The 15594-nt window shown below is 50.5% G+C and carries 15 protein-coding genes; 11 read left to right on the top strand and 4 right to left on the bottom strand.

Translation table 11 applies throughout. The features are described 5' to 3' along the window. Positions 1–379 precede the first annotated feature (379 nt). Positions 380–817 carry a protoporphyrinogen oxidase HemJ gene (gene hemJ, locus LBF86_05340; GenBank protein ID MDR0664928.1) on the bottom strand — a complete coding sequence of 146 codons (438 nt, stop codon included), beginning with the start codon at positions 815–817 and terminating at the stop codon, positions 380–382. 72 nt (positions 818–889) lie between these two features. Here hemJ and LBF86_05345 point away from each other — a divergent pair, with 72 nt between their 5' ends. After that, positions 890–1615, top strand: coding sequence for an arginyltransferase (locus LBF86_05345; protein ID MDR0664929.1), 726 nt, complete (start codon positions 890–892; stop codon positions 1613–1615). A 33-nt stretch (positions 1616–1648) separates the two neighbouring features. Further along, on the top strand, positions 1649–2473 hold the full coding sequence (locus LBF86_05350; GenBank protein MDR0664930.1) for an HD-GYP domain-containing protein: 825 nt from the start codon (positions 1649–1651) through the stop codon (positions 2471–2473). Between the two features lie 460 nt (positions 2474–2933). Here the strand turns inward: LBF86_05350 and LBF86_05355 are convergent, their stop codons facing one another. The 3 genes from LBF86_05355 to LBF86_05365 are packed head-to-tail and all read right to left on the bottom strand — an operon-like array spanning position 2934 to position 4995. Beyond that, on the bottom strand, positions 2934–3326 hold the full coding sequence (locus LBF86_05355; protein MDR0664931.1) for a biopolymer transporter ExbD: 393 nt from the start codon (positions 3324–3326) through the stop codon (positions 2934–2936). A gap of 33 nt (positions 3327–3359) precedes the next feature. Continuing rightward, positions 3360–3791: a TonB-system energizer ExbB gene (gene exbB / locus LBF86_05360; GenBank protein MDR0664932.1), complete on the bottom strand. Its 432-nt coding sequence runs from the start codon at positions 3789–3791 to the stop codon at positions 3360–3362. Further along, a complete protein-coding gene (locus LBF86_05365) occupies positions 3784–4995 on the bottom strand; it encodes a M48 family metallopeptidase (protein ID MDR0664933.1) in 1212 nt (403 codons plus the stop codon). Before LBF86_05365 ends, exbB begins: the two co-directional genes overlap by 8 nt. A 118-nt stretch (positions 4996–5113) precedes the next feature. On the opposite strand from LBF86_05365, the gene LBF86_05370 reads away from it, so the two are divergent. The 9 genes from LBF86_05370 to LBF86_05410 all read left to right on the top strand — a co-directional run bounded on the left by LBF86_05370 (position 5114) and on the right by LBF86_05410 (position 15072). Beyond that, positions 5114–7045 (top strand): ABC-F family ATP-binding cassette domain-containing protein, encoded by a 1932-nt coding sequence (locus LBF86_05370; protein MDR0664934.1) that lies wholly within the window; start codon positions 5114–5116, stop codon positions 7043–7045. Beyond that, positions 7035–7847 (top strand): phosphatidylserine decarboxylase, encoded by an 813-nt coding sequence (locus LBF86_05375; protein MDR0664935.1) that lies wholly within the window; start codon positions 7035–7037, stop codon positions 7845–7847. Before LBF86_05370 ends, LBF86_05375 begins: the two co-directional genes overlap by 11 nt. A 282-nt stretch (positions 7848–8129) precedes the next feature. Next, the gene (gene aroQ / locus LBF86_05380) at positions 8130–8603 is read left to right on the top strand and encodes a type II 3-dehydroquinate dehydratase (protein MDR0664936.1); all 474 of its coding nucleotides are present in this window, start codon (positions 8130–8132) and stop codon (positions 8601–8603) included. 213 nt (positions 8604–8816) lie between these two features. Beyond that, complete coding sequence (locus tag LBF86_05385; GenBank protein MDR0664937.1) at positions 8817–11288, top strand: hypothetical protein; 2472 nt, start codon at positions 8817–8819, stop codon at positions 11286–11288. 287 nt (positions 11289–11575) lie between these two features. Then, positions 11576–12853, top strand: coding sequence for a phosphopyruvate hydratase (gene eno, locus LBF86_05390; protein MDR0664938.1), 1278 nt, complete (start codon positions 11576–11578; stop codon positions 12851–12853). A 6-nt stretch (positions 12854–12859) separates the two neighbouring features. Then, positions 12860–13135 (top strand): hypothetical protein, encoded by a 276-nt coding sequence (locus LBF86_05395; protein ID MDR0664939.1) that lies wholly within the window; start codon positions 12860–12862, stop codon positions 13133–13135. After that, the gene (locus LBF86_05400) at positions 13132–13746 is read left to right on the top strand and encodes an AMIN domain-containing protein (protein MDR0664940.1); all 615 of its coding nucleotides are present in this window, start codon (positions 13132–13134) and stop codon (positions 13744–13746) included. Before LBF86_05395 ends, LBF86_05400 begins: the two co-directional genes overlap by 4 nt. Continuing rightward, entirely contained in the window at positions 13743–14225 is a 483-nt protein-coding gene (locus LBF86_05405; protein MDR0664941.1) for a shikimate kinase, read from the top strand. The genes LBF86_05400 and LBF86_05405 overlap by 4 nt, the downstream gene beginning before the upstream one ends. Positions 14226–14292: 67 nt before the next feature. Further along, a complete protein-coding gene (locus tag LBF86_05410) occupies positions 14293–15072 on the top strand; it encodes a lysophospholipase (protein MDR0664942.1) in 780 nt (259 codons plus the stop codon). The last annotated feature ends 522 nt before the right edge of the window (positions 15073–15594 follow it).

The raw sequence follows: 15594 nt of genomic DNA on the forward strand, positions 1-15594 counted from the left end.
GTTAGATAACTTAGCGTTGTATGACGAGAGAGCGCGGTTCAAGTTTGTCTCCGAATCGACGTTAAATGAAACGCGCAACTCTACGATTTAAAGGCTTAAATATGATTTAAAGGTTTAAATACGATTCTTTTTTCGCGTTTTCGTCGTTTATGATCGCCGCGTTTAGCAAAATCTCCTTGATAAGCGTCGTTTTTCATACGCTACGCTCGCCTGTTATCGGCGCGCTGATTACCGAAGATTTAACCAAAACGGCGAGCAAAACGTTACTTTTTTAAACGAACCCGCGTTAAGGCTAATTTCGCGGGCTTTTTCTTTTCAAAAGCGCGCGCCGCTACAAAAGCGGTTTTTACCGCGCGTTAGTTACTCCAAACCTATGAGGCTAAAACGGCTTTATGATCGTCAATATAACGATTGCTATCAAAAAGAGCGTGGGGACTTCGTTAAAAACGCGAAAAAACGCGCCGCTCTTATTACAGGTATCGTTTTCAAGCCGCTTACGCAAATGTCCCGCGTAGAAAAACCAGCCGATCAACGCCGCCACGAGCGTTAGCTTCGCATGCAACCAACCCCCGCTTTGCAGCAGCTCCGGTCTAACGGCGATCATGCTTAATCCCGCGACAAGCGTCGTCCAGAAGGCGGGTAGAGAGATATATTTCCACAACTTGCGCTCTTGGATTTTGACTATACGCGCGAACTCTTTATTGTCGCGGTTCTCGGCGTGATAAACAAATAGGCGCGGCAGATAAAACATACCCGCAAACCACGAAATCATGGCTACAATATGAACAACTTTTATCCACAAATAATAATCTTCCATCGACATCCCCGCGCATTATTTTGCGTGAATTTTATCTAAGTTTAACTATAGTAGCGCTTTAAGGTCTTTAAGGTGTTGCGGGAATTTTTAGGTCATACTTTTGTGTTGCGCGGCAAGCCTTGTCCGTATTTGCCCAATTGGACTAGCGCCACCGAATACTGCATCGGCGGGGTGGATGGCGCTATGTTCGCCAAGTTGCTACTTCGAGGTTGGCGGCGGTTCGGTCATCTGTTTTTCCGCCCCGTATGCGCCGCCTGCGACGAGTGTAAGAGTATCAGGATAGATCCAAACCGCTTTGAGTGGAGCGGATCGTTTAGGCGAGTTTTGAGTAAGGGCGAAACGGCGCTTAGTATGAAAATTGAGCGCCCTCGCGTTACCGACGAGCGACTAAGCCTTTACGAGCGCTACCACAAAGAGCGATCCGCGACGCGCGGCTGGGAGCCGGAATCTACGGATCCAATGGACTACCGCTCTTCGTTTGTAGAGTGTTCCGAAAACTACGGATACGAGTTTTCTTACTATTATCTAGATCGGTTGGTTTGCGTCGCTTTAACGGACATATTGCCTGTAGGAGTTTCGGCGGTTTATTGCTATTACGAGCCTGAAATGCGTTCTCTATCTTTAGGCACGTATTCGATCTTGCGACAGTTGGCGTTCGCGAAAGAACGCGGCGCGAAACGGCTGTATCTAGGATATTGCGTGCATGGCAACGCCAGCCTGTCGTATAAAGCGCGTTTCAAACCATACGAAGTATTGCGCGGCAGACCAGAGTTGGATCAAGCGCCAACGTGGGAGTAAAGCGTATCATTATGAAAGCGGCAAGGTAAAAACGTGGAACAGATAGAAATTAAAGAGGTATCAAAAGACGCAGCGATTATCCATACTTTTAAGGATTCGCGCTACGCGTCGGAACACGCCCGATCGGACGGAACCGAAATAGCGCGGATTTTAGACGACCCGACCTTGTCCGTAAACGCAAAAAGCCGCGCCGTTTACGACACGACAAGTAAAATTATTAACGATCTGTTCGATAGCGAAATAACTCCGGAAAAAATACACGAAGCCAAAAACAGCGTGGGCGCGATGTTAAACGGCGTTATAAGCAATCAAATCACAATCGCTTCTCTGATAAAGGTTAGCTCTTACGACTACTACACATATACGCATTGCGTTAACGTCTGCGTTTATTCGGCGGGGCTTGGCAAAGAGATCGGCTTGTCGCCTAAAGAGATAGAGCTGCTTGGAGCGGGCGGCATTATGCACGATCTTGGCAAAGCGAAGGTGGATATAGACATTGTAAATAAACCGGGGCGGCTTACCGACGAAGAGTTTACCGAAATGAAAAGACACCCCGTTTATGGCTATGAGATATTAAAAGATCAATTTGAGAACGACGAGATTATCCTAACTAGCGTTCGGCATCATCACGAAAAGATGAACGGATCGGGCTATCCAGACGGTATTAAGGGCGATAATCTAAGTTTATACGCTCGCATCGTCGCCGTATGCGATATTTTCGACGCGCTGACCACCAAACGAAGCTATAAGCCCGCTCTCTCCACTTTTGAAGCGCTAACTTTAATGAAAGATAAAATGTTGGCGGAACTAGACGTTAAGGTGTTGACCTATTTTATCAGAATGATGGGCAAAGGCTAAACGCCCCGTCTAGTCGCTACGTATATAGCAACTGAGCTTTCATATTGCTCGACGCGATTTCTGTGATGGAAATTGACGATTGCAAGTAAGCGGATTAAATCTTACGCTATGGAAACAGGCTTACGCCAATATCTATAGCAATACGGGCGCGACAACGACGGGGGTTGACGGAATGTCCGACAATAGGCTTGAAAAGTTGAAAAGCCGTTCTAAGCGGCGAATATCGCTTTATTCCCGTTAGACGAGTTTTAATTCCGCTTTACGCGTCTTACGCCATTACAAACTCCGCGCGGGAAAGCTCTAAGGAATTGGAACAAGTTCCTAGTCAAAAAAAATAAATGGATAGCCGCGCGCATTGAAACCGTCCTTGTCACATCGTTTTTTTATTCCAATCTAGCCGCGCTCCTTGCGCGCGCGTATTGAAACTCTGCGTTAGCGCTCTAAAAAAGTCAGATAGGGGTTATTCGCTTTTTATCGTAGCGATCGAGACGTTTTCTAGTTTGCGCTCTTTTAGCGCGTCCATTAGTTTTATAAACTGCGAGAAACGACTTTCTTTATCGGCGCGGACAATAATCATATCGGCGCGATCCATACTATCTAGCCGCATTAACAGCGCGTAAAAATTAAGCGGCTCTTTATCGAGAAAAAAATCGCCGTTTTCGTCGATCGCGATCTCTACGCGCTTTTGTCCTTGAGCGGGGGATTGCGCCTGCGTCGTTTTGGCTTCGGGCAGCGCCACTTTGATCGCGCCTTGCGAGATAAAAGTAGCCGTCGTTAGCACGATTGCGAGTAGCACAAGCATAACGTCGATAAAGGGCAAAACGTTTATCGAGTCGATCCGTTTTAATCTCATCGCCGCCGCCTTCTTGCGCAAAAGGCGATCGGATCAATTCGTTTTGATCGCATTCTTGTCGTCCCACTCGGCGATCAGCGTTTCGGCTTTGCCAAGCAACAGATTATAGGCGATCGACGACGGGATCGCCACAAGTAAACCCGCCGCCGTAGCTTTAAGCGCCAGCGCCAGACCCGTCATTAGCGACGCGGCGTCCATATTCGATATGTTGTTCGCGATGTCGATAAAAGCGATCATAATGCCAAACACCGTGCCAAGCAACCCCACATACGGAGCGTTAGAGGCGATCACCGCGATAATCGTCAGCCGTTTTTGCAGCTCGATTTCAAGGCGCGATCGGCTGACAAAATCGCCGACTTTGACAAATCGGTAGAACAAAACGCGCTCGATCGCCGCCCATAACGCGATAAATCCCATCAAGCCAAGCGCGCCTAAAGCGATCCACTCTACGATCTCTCTATCCATTTGTAAGCCTTTCGATTCGCGTTAGAACGCCCGGGTGCGTTTCGCGCCACAGCGCGTAGATCGGAAGTTTTCTAGGAAAAGCTCTGTTTTCGACCGCGAGTTTAACAAGCGCGTTTTTTAGATCGGTTTTATCGGTAAGCGCCGCGCCGTAAGCGTCGGCGGCAAACTCGGCGCGGCGGCTAATCGCGTTGATAAGCGGCTGAAAGAAAAAATCGATCGGCGCGGCAAAAACAACGCATAAAGCCATAGCGATATGCGCTCCTTGCGGCAGATTTAGCGCCGAGTAGAGATCAAAGTCAAGCAGCGCGTAGAAAAACAGGCAGATAACCCATATTTCAACGCCGATCGCGCACAGGCGTTTCCAAATGTCTTTGTGTTTGAAGTGTCCTAACTCGTGTCCCAAAACCGCTAAAATCTCGCTTTCGCTTAACTTTTCAATCAACGTATCATACAGCGCGACGCGCTTTGTCTTGCCAATCCCAGCGAAATAGGCGTTTAGCCTCGCGTCGCGTTTGCTGGCATCGATTCTGAAAACGCCATTCGCGCCAAAACCCGCCCGCGCGAGCAGCTCTTTGATTTTCGCGCCAAGCGGCGTGTCGTCGATCGGCTCGAATTTATTGAATATCCGCGCGATATATGGAAACAGGAGATTGACGAGTATTATAAACGTTATCGCGGCGGCAAACGCGTAGAAAACGCCGCTAAAATTTAGCGGCGGCGCGAACGAGCGCGCGATAAACGCGAACGCGCAAGAGAGTATCGAGGCGACGACGATCAGCATAACCAAACCTTTAACGAAGTCGATAAAAAAGAGCTTTTTTGTCGATCGGTTGAATCCGAACTTCTCGTCGATCGCAAAGGTCTTGTAATACTCCAGCGGCAGATTCAAGATCGCGCCGATCGCTAAAAACGACGCGACAAACGCCGCCGCCTTCGCCGTCGCGGAGTCTATCGCGATCGCTTGATCGAGGGCGCTAAACCCCGCGAGAAACCAGAGCGCCAAAATAAGCGTCGAGAAGATATTCGAGCCAATCGAAAAACGCAGGCAGGCGACCTCGTAATCGGCGGCTTTTTGCCAATCCGCGACCGGCAGCAACGCCGGCTTGGCGCCGCGCGCTTGCTTGACAAAGGCGATCTGCGCCGCCGTCAAAACGGTATCCAAAGAGAGATAAGCGACGTAAAGGATCGCCAGAACAAATTCCAAAAAAACCTCCGAGCGGTTCGTAAAAATAATCGTAAATCTTAACAGACGAAAGATTGCGCGGCGAATTTTTGGCGCGCGCGGCTACCAATTGATAGAATAACGCGCAAAAAGGAGAGCGATGGCGCTAATCGACCTGAAATCCGTCCGCAAACAATACGACGCGCGAATAATTTTAGACGGCGTTGATTTTGCGATCGAGGCGCTTGAGCGCATCGCGATCGTCGGGCGAAACGGAAGCGGAAAAACGACGTTGGCGAAAATCGCGGGCGGCGTTTTGCAAGCCGATAGCGGCGAACGAATGACGCGGAATAATATCGCGATAGAAACGCTGGAGCAAAATCCCGTTCTAAACGAAGACCTAAGCGTCAAAGAGACGATTGAAAACTCGCTGACGCATATCGTCGCGATCAAAGAGGAATACGCGAAATTAACTAAAGAGCTAGAGCGCGCAAGCGACGATAAAACGCTGACAAGCCGCCTTGCCGCGCTAGGATCGCGGCTTGACTTCTTAAACGCGTGGAATCTTAGCGATCAGATTGAGCGCGTAATAATCCATTTCAATCTTAAAGCGTTGGAGAATAAAAAAATAGCGACGTTAAGCGGCGGCGAAAAACGGCGCGTCGCGCTAAGCGTCATAATGCTGAAAAAACCGGATATTGCGCTATTAGACGAGCCGACAAACCATTTAGACGTTTATATGGTTAAGTTTTTAGAGGAGCTGATACTAGAAAGCAAAAGCGCGTTCTTAATTATCTCTCACGATCGCTACTTTATAGAGCGGATCGCCACGCGGACAATCGAGATTGAGGACGGGCGGATACGATCGTTTAACGGCGGTTACAATCGCTATTTAGAGCAAAAAGCGGCGGCGCTAGAGTCGATGAAAAAAAGCCACGAAACGCTTATCAAGCGGCTAAGAGACGAACAAGAGTGGCTAAATCGCGGCGTAAAAGCGAGGCTAAAGCGTAATATGGGGCGCGTGGAAAAAATTAAACAGATGAAAGAGGAGGCGAAAAAAAACCCCTCGATCATTCGCAAGATAAAACTTGAGCTTGAACGCGAATATAAAGCGTTTAACCGCGACGATGGAACAAACCGCAGAAAAGCGCTGTTTGAAATAGAAAATCTATCGATCGGCATAGATCAAAAAACGCTTATCAAACCTTTTTCCGCGCGTATTTTGCAAGAGGATAAGATCGCCGTGGCGGGCAAGAATGGAAGCGGTAAAACTACGCTACTTTTGACGCTGCTTGGACGCATAAAGCCGCTTAGCGGCGCTATAAAAATCGGTTACGAGTCTATCGGCTACTTCGATCAGGACAGATCGATGTTGGACGACAATAAAAATTTGCTAGAGACCTTCTGTCCAAACGGCGGCGATCATATCTTGGCGTTCGGCGCTAACGTTCACGTTTATGGATATATGAAAAATTGGCTTTTTCCAAAGGAGTTTCTCGATAAAAAGATCGGTTCGCTAAGCGGCGGCGAAAAGAACCGCGTGGCGCTTGCCTTACTTTTTTCTAAGCGTTACGACTGCATTGTTTTAGACGAACCCACAAACGATCTGGATATTCCTACGATAAACGTATTAGAGGAGTATCTGCAAAGCTATAAAGGCGCGCTGGTATTCGTTAGCCACGATCGCTATTTTATTGATAAGATTGCTTCAAAGTTATGGGTTATAAAAGACGATCAAGCAATTAGCGAGGAGTTGTGCGGATACGGCGATTATCTCGATAAAGAGAGCTATTTTAACGAGCTTGACGCCGCCGCGAGCGCTACGGATAAAACCGCGCCAAAGCGCGAAGCGGCGCGATCGCAACGCAAGTTTTCGTATAACGAACAGCGATTATATGAAACGCTGCCGAATGAAATCGATCGGCTAGAAAAGCAAATTAAAGAGAGGGAAAACGCGATGTTTGACGGCGTTTATTCCGCGTCGGCGCTCGCGGAGCAGAGTCAGGCGTTAGAGGCGCTTAAAGCCTCTTTAGAATCAAAAGTCGAAACCTATTTCAAACTAGAGGAGAAAAAAGAGAGTTATGCGTCATAAATATATTTCAAGCGCCGTTTCGTATATATTCGGTCGCTTCGCCGCCAAAGCGCACCCTAAACTAGCGCAAAAGATTATTAACGCTTTATACGTCAAAACTTTACGCTTAGATATGAGCGAGTTTGATCCGCCTTCGGCTTATCCGACGCTTAGCGCGCTCTTTACCCGCGAGCTAAAAATTACGCGAACGCTTACAGACGATCAAACGGCTGTGATCGCGCCGTGCGATAGCTTTATTACGCAAAGCGGCGCGATCGAGACAAATACGCTTTTTCAAATAAAGGGAATGCCATACTCTATTTTTTCTCTACTGCCGCATATAGAAAAAGAGAGATTACAAAGTTTTGACGGCGGTTATTACGCGAATTTTTATCTCTCGCCGCGCGATTATCATCGCTACCACGCCCCCCTCTTGCTGACGCTTAACTATTTGACGCATATTCCGGGCGCGCTTCTGCCCGTTAATACCCCCTTTTTGCGCCGAAAATCGAATCTTTTTTGCGAAAACGAACGCGCCGTATTAGAAGGGACGGACAGTAATAATAAACGATGGATTTTAGTATTTGTCGGCGCGTTAAACGTGGGCAAAATACGTTTTGAACGTATGCCCGCCTTTCAGACCAACGTCGGAGCTAGGCTTATTAAATCGTTTAAGCTAGACGGCGAAGTTAAACGCGGCGATCTGTTGGGCTACTTTGAGATGGGATCGACGATAGTCCTGATCGCCGAAAAAGACGCGGCGCGTTTTACGATTGAAGCTAATCAAAAAATACGATTTGGCGAACGGATCGCGACGGTATAAAACCGCCAAGCAAAAGCGCCGCGCGAGCGCCGTAAACGCGACGGGCGGCGAAATCAATATTTGCGGCAATATGAAAGCGCGGAGACGTTCTTGATAAGCGTTTAGCCGCGACGCGCGCGGCGGTTTTGCGCGATCTCGCCGCGTTCGAATAGACGCAAGCGGCTTCTTTGGATCGTTTATCCAAGCGGCGTTTGCGCCCTAAAAGCGCGAAACCGCCCGCTAGGTTTGCGGCGTTTTAACGTTTGATTCCTATAATTGCGCATCAAATTCCAAAGGCGGCAGATGAAAATTACGGTAATTCAAGGACCAAATATCAACACGCTCGGCGTTCGCGAGCGATCGCTATACGGCGCTATGACGATGGACTCGCTACACAACGAGATGCGAAAAGTAGCCGAGCAAAACGGCGCGCAGATAGAGTTTTATCAGAGCAACCTAGAGGGCGAGATTGTCGATCGCATTCAGGAGTGTTACGGCGAGAGCGACGCGATCGTGCTAAACCCCGCCGCGTATACCCACACTTCGATAGCGATACGCGACGCGATCAGCGCCGTGTCGATTCCGGTGGTGGAGGTGCATATAACCAACATAGCTAGGCGCGAGGAGTTTAGAAAAAACTCGTTTGTCTCTCCGGTAGCGGCCGGGGTGATTTCGGGTTTTGGTCCGTTTGGCTATCACCTAGCGCTTTTGGCGGCGATTCAGATCGCAAAAGAGATCGAAGCGCAAAAAAACGCGGCAAATCAAACCAAAGCCTGATAAAAGCGCTAGGCGCGACAACCGATTCAGCTCCCTCGCAAACGGTTCGCGCCGACGCTTTTTCGCGGATCGCGCGAGGCGCGATCGCCGTATGCGGTCGGAACAAGCGATTTATAAAAAACGCAAACTTCGTCTTTGCAAAACCGCCGCGATTTTTCGCAAAACAAAACGCCTAAATACGCTATGATCGCGCAGTTTTATAGAGGAGTTTTTATGAAAAAAGCGCGCTTGCTTTTTGGATTATTTTTGCTTTCGTTCATTGCGATTGGCTGCGCGGCTAAAATCGAAAAAATAGGCGCTACAAACGCCGATCTAAACGTAAGCGTTGAAGCAAAAGAGGATAATTTAACCGCGATCGACGAGCCGAAAACCGGCTCTCAAACGGAAATCGACGCTGAAAACAAGACGATCGGTTCCGTGGCGAAGCTCGCGCTTGGCGAGCGGCACGCGATCGCGCTAGATATAGACGGCAAAGTTTGGACAAGCGGAAATAACGACTTTGGACAGCTTGGCGCGGGCGATTTTACCGTCAAAACGCAATCTAATTCGCTTAGCGCTTTCAAGTTAGTCGGAAGCCTAACGGATAAAACAATCGTAGATATAGCCGCCGGATACGATCAAACCTTCGCGATCGACGATACGGGCGGCGCGTTCTCAAGCGGGCGCAACGACTTTGGACAGCTTGGCGCGGGCGATTTTACCGATAGAAACGTTTTTGAGAAAATCGAAAGTTTAAGCGGCGTTCGCGTAACGGCGATCGCTTCGGGAAAACAGCATACGATCGCACTCGATAGCGAGGGCGGCGTTTGGGCGGCGGGCGCGAACTCGTTAGGGCAGTTAGGTATCGACGATACGGACGCTAAAAACGCATTTGTAAAAGTTTCGTCGTTAAGCGGCAAAAAAATCGTCGCGATCGCCGCCGGACGCTACCACTCCGTAGCGCTCGATAGCGAGGGCGCGATCTGGGTAAGCGGCTCCAATAGTTACGGACAGCTTGGGCTTGGTTACGGCGGCGTAGGAACGATAGAAAGCGGATTTAAACCGGCTAACGCGGGCGGAAATAAAATCGTCGCGATCGCTTGCGGCGAAAATCACGCGATCGCGCTCGATAGCTACGGCGCGATCTGGACAAGCGGCTTAAACCGAAACGGGCAGCTAGGCTTAGGCGACTCGATCGATCGCGTCGTTTTTGAAAAATACTCGTCGCCTCAAAAATTCGCGGCGATCGCCGCCGGCGCGAATCAAACGATCGCGCTCGATAACTACGGAGCGATCTGGACAAGCGGCGGCGCGATCGCGGATAACCGCCTTTCGTTCGCGCGCGCAAGCGCGGGCGACGCGGCGATCGTCGCTATAGCAAGCGGCTCTAACGCCGCGTTCGCAATCGCTTTTAACGGCGACGTTTTGCTAAGCGGACAGAGCGCCGACGGACAAATTGGACGTTCGGCTTCGTATCATACGTTTGGCAAAGTCGAGCTTCGCGCCGACGCCATCGACTTAGAGGCGTTATACGACAGAGGCTTCAAAAAAATATGCGACCCCGCCACGCAAAAACCGAATATAAGCGACAAAGTTATAACGTCGATCGCCGCCGGCGATTCGCATACGATCGTTATCGACGATCAAGGCAAAATGTTTGCGAGCGGCTACAACGAGCGCGGGCAACTAGGCTTAAACGACGCGGATAATCGCGTTTCGTTCGCGGCGATAACCTATCTTCGCGACGCGAATATAACCGCGATCGCGGCGGGAGAGCAGCACGCGATCGCCCTTGATAGCGAAGGCGGCGTTTGGGTAAGCGGTCATAACGACTACAATCAACTTGGATTTGAAAAAACCGAAGATAGGCGAATTTTCACGAAAGTTAAGGATATAAGCGACAAAAACGTTACCTCGGTAGCGGCGGGCGCCTATCACAGCTTGGCGCTCGATAGCGACGGCAGGGTGTGGGTTAGCGGGCGCAACAACCGCGGACAGTTAGGTATGGGCGACGCTTACGATAGCGCGGTTTTTACGATCGCGACAAGTTTAAAAGACAAAACAATCGTAAAAATCGCGGCGGGCGCCTATCACAGCTTGGCGCTCGACGATAAAGGCGGCGTATTCTCAAGCGGCGCTAACGACGAAGGGCAACTTGGCGAAGGCGATCGAGATAGAGCTACGTTTACGCTGGTAAGAAGTTTAAGCGCCAGAACAATCGTAAAAATCGCGGCGGGCGAAAACTTTTCATTGGCGCTCGATAGCGAAGGCAAAATATGGGCTGTAGGCTCCAACGAATACGGGCAGCTTGGGCTTGCAAGCGGCGCGATCGCTCAAGCGAGTTTTACGCGGATTTCAAGTTTGAAGGGGGTATTTATAACGGACATAGCCGCCGGCGATCGCCACGCGCTGGCGCTCGATAGCGAAGGCAAAGCCTACGCGACGGGGTTAAACGACGACGGTCAACTCGGACTAGGCGATCGTCGCGATCGACTCGCTTTTTCAGCGATAGAAAGTCTTGGCGCCAAAACGATATTAAGCGCGGCGGCGGGCGAAAAACATTCGATTTTACTTGATAGCGAAGGCAGGATTTGGGTTAGCGGGCAGAACTATTACGGGCAACTAGGACTTGACGATACGATCGATCGCGACATATTTACGTCGCTTGAGCCTACGGGTTGCGTCGAAAGCCCCGCCGCGTTTTGATAAAAGCGCTTTAAATAAGCGATATTCCCGCCCCCGTAACGGCTTTTGTCTTTAGCGAAACGAACTTTTTACGAGACGATAATAGAACGCGAAGTTAATAGCCGCCGCTTCGCGTTTGCCCGCGATCGCCGATTAGACGTTTCTATATCCGCCGCCGCGCCTATTAAACCCGCGTCGCAATCTTTCGCGACTAACGAGCTTTAAACGACGATAATTTTGCTTAAACGGCGCGGATTTTTATTAGGCAACGGGTAAAATCTCAACCGATACCTAAAAAGGAGCAATAAATGACTTTTATAGACGATATTCGCGCGGACGAGGTAATAGATTCGCGCGGCAACCCGACGACGCGAGCGAGCGTAACGCTTAGCGACGGCTCCAGATCGAGCGCAATCGTGCCAAGCGGCGCTAGCACCGGCAAACGCGAGGCGCTAGAGCTGCGCGACGGCGACAAAAAGAGATATGGCGGCAAAGGCGTATTAAAAGCCGTAGATAACGTAAATGCGATAATCGCCGAGGAGCTAATAGGTCTCTCGCCGTTTGATCAGGCGGAGATCGACGCGCGCTTAAAAGATATAGACGCGACGGAAAACTACTCTAAGCTTGGCGCGAACGCCGTTCTGGGCGTGTCGATGGCGGTGGCGCGCGCGGCGGCGCTTAGTCAAAAAATCCCGCTGTATCGTTATCTGGGCGGCGCGAACGCAAGCGTGCTTCCCGTTCCGATGCTAAACGTGATCAACGGCGGCAGCCACGCGGACAACAACATCGATTTTCAGGAGTATATGATTATGCCCGTAGGCTTTGACGATTTCGCCGAAGCGTTAAGGGCGAGCGCCGAAACTTTTCACGCGCTAAAAAAGATACTCCACGATCGCAAAGAGGTTACGGCGCTTGGCGACGAGGGCGGTTTCGCGCCCAATCTCAAAGACAACGAAGAGCCGATCGCGCTTCTGCTGGAAGCGATTGAAAAGGCGGGCTACAAACCCGACGAACAGATCGCGATCGCCATGGACGTAGCCTCCAGCGAGTTTTACGAAAGGGGCGGCTACAAACTCGGCGCGGAGGGCGGCAAACTCCTATCGAGCGACGAGATGATCGGCTATTTAGAAAAGCTGGTCGATAAATATCCGATCGTAAGCATCGAGGACGGACTCGCGGAGGACGATTGGAGCGGGTGGGCAAAACTCACCGAAAGATTAGGCAAAAAGACGCAATTGGTGGGCGACGATCTCTTTGTCACCAACAAAAAAATCCTAGCCGAAGGGATCGAAAAGGGCGTGGCGAACTCGATTTTAATCAAATTAAATCAGATCGGCACGGTCAGCGAGACGCTTCAGACAATCCGTTTGGCGCACAGAAACAGCTATACAACCGTAGTCAGCCACAGAAGCGGCGAAAGCGAAGATAGTTTTATCGCCGATCTAGCGGTCGCGATCAATGCGGGTCAGATCAAGACGGGATCGATGAGCAGAAGCGAGCGGATCGCCAAATACAACCGCGTATTGGAGATTGGACGCGAGATCGCTGGGGCGGAATACTTAGGCAAAAAAGCCTTCGGGCGATAAGCGCGCGTGGAAACGAGCGACATTCGCGATGAACTGCTAGGCGAAATAGGGTCTCGCCCTATTATCAGGGCGCGTCATCTTATCTGGGTTGGCATTGTCGCGGCGTTGGCTCTATACGCATATTATTTGCTTTATGGCGCCAATTCGTTTTTGCGGCTATTAGAGTTACGCGACGAGGACGCGGCTTTGCAGGCGCGCGTAGAGGCGCTTAAAGACGAAAACGCGAAGTTGCGGCGCGAATTATATGAGCTGGAGCTAATCAGCGGCGAGGAGGGGTTGTGAAAAAAGTCGGCGTATTCGCCTTTTTCTGCATGTTAGTTTTCGCGCGGATCAACCCTTTCGAGCCTATCGAGCGCTCGGAGGATCGCAACGACACGGGTTCGTTCCCGCCCCGCCAATTCGAGCAAGAGTCGATCTCGCTTCCGCCAAGCTCTAGAGCGCTAAAAGAGATACAGATAACCCATCAGGAAAACGACGGATCGCTCTCTACGATCAATCGCAAGATCGACAAGTCGATCGATTCGCGCGCGCCCCTCAGAATCGATCAGCCAAACGCCGAAAAACTGCCGCGCCAAACGGGCGCTTTTCTGCCTATCGAAGATTTGGAGGATATAGGTCGCATTCGGTTCTTTACGGCGCGCGACGCGATGAAGTTTCAAACGCAAGATCAACTGCTGCGCAGTTTCTTTCTGCCGCGTCCAAGCCGCGTCGCGCTGGATTTTAATAGCTCCGTGCCGCTAGAGCCGATCTCGGTAAAACTCACGGACGGATATTTCACGCAAATAGAGCTTAGCTTTCACGAAACCTTTTACCGCGTAACCGTTACGCTTGAAAGCTATTATCCTTACGCGATTGAAAGAGTTTCCGAAGGCTATCTGTTGGGGCTTCATTGAACAATTTAGTTCTCATCGGCTTTATGGGTAGCGGCAAAAGCTCCGTAGGACGGATACTAGCGCAAAAAACCGCGCGCTATTTTCTGGACGCCGACGCGCTGATCGAGAGCGCGACAAATATGAAAATCGCCGATATTTTCGCAAACGGGGGCGAAGCGCTCTTTCGCGCATACGAGCGCGATCTCGCCGCGTGGCTCGCTCGCTCGGTAAGCTCCGCCGTAATCTCCACCGGCGGCGGCATGATCGTTTCGTGCGGGAATCTACGCGCTATCGGCGAAATTATCTATCTCAAGTGCGATTTTGAAACGATCGCGAAGCGGCTAAAGGGCGAAGCCGAACGCGAAAAGCGCCCGCTCGCCGCCTCGATAGAAACTCTGCGCGATCGATTCTTGCAACGCGAAGCTGTCTATGAGTCCAACGCCGATCGCGTTATCGACGCGAACCAAAGCCTAGGGACCGTGCTAGAGGCGATCGGGTGAAACAAACCGGCGCTACGCGGCTAGCGCCAAACGGCGCGGAGCTATCGCCGCGCGGGCGCTTTGCCGCGTGAGTATCCTCGTCGCGTTTGTTTGCGTCGCCGCCTGCTATATGCTCGCTGTGCTCTCGCTGATCGTTTTAGAAGAAAAGCTAATCTTTCTTAGCGGTTTTTCGCGCCTCAAGGATTTTCCAAAAGACGAGGCGATCGCCTTTAAGCTCGATATTCAGGAGGGCTTTTATATCAAGCGCGGCGCTAAAACCCTGCTGTTGTGGTTTGACGGCAACTCCGATAACGTCTGGTATATCCCCGCCGAACTCGCCAAATTAGACGGCGCTTCGCCGCTCGCCTCGATCGATATAGCGGCGCTAAATTATCGCGGTTACGGCGCAAGCGGCGGCGAGCCTTCGCAAAAGGCGATATTTGCCGACGCGCTGAAACTCTACGACGCTTTGGCGCCTAATTATGATCGCGTCGTAGCGTTCGGGCGCAGTTTAGGTAGCGGCGTAGCCTGCTATCTCTCAAGCGAGCGCAAATTAAACGGCGCGATTTTGATCACGCCGTTTGATTCCGTTCGCGCGATCGCTAAGTGGCGCTTTGGCTTTTTACTGGCTCACCTATTTATACGCAACCCGTTTGAAAGCGTCGATTACGTCAAGAACAACCAAACGCCGTTTGCGATTTTGGAAGTCGCGCGCGATTATGTCGTGCCGAATAGGCGAACAAAGCGATTAAGAGAGGCGATAGCTAATCTAGCGCTATACGAGCGCGTGGAAAATACCACGCACGCCGCGATCGCCTTCGATCCGCGCGAGTTTGAGTTTATAGAAAAGTCTTTGGAGCGTTTTTAATGTTTAACGAAAACGATCTTATCTGAAGGCGCGATTAACGGTCGCGCCGATCGTTTTGTCTTTTATAGGTTTACGAGACCCGCTTTGCCGTCTTTAGCGGGATTTGTATGTAAAGACGATAACAGAATATTAACGCTTTGGCAAAACGCCGAACGAGTAAAAGAGATTGAAAAGGCGTATAACCGCGCTATTTTTATGCCGTAAGGATATTTACGATTAGCGATCCGTATTCTACGACGGGGCAAAAATCGTTAAATGGGCGAACAATGGTCGGTCAAACGCTAACGTTTAGCTTAAGTCTGCTACGGTTGCGCGAAATCGCATCTTTGCAAGGATTTCAGCTGAGAAAATACACAACCGTTTGCTTAGCGGCTGGCTTACAGCCTTGTTTTTGACGCTTTTAGCGTTCACTAACGCTTTTGGAACTGAACCGCTTTATGAGGCTAGAGCTTTTATCTTGCCTTTGGATGAACCTACAAAGATAGGCGAAACGGCGCTTGTTCCCGTCAAGATCGAGTTTCC

This window comes from Helicobacteraceae bacterium (assembly GCA_031258155.1).
Taxonomy (GTDB): Bacteria; Campylobacterota; Campylobacteria; order Campylobacterales; family SZUA-545; genus JAIRNH01.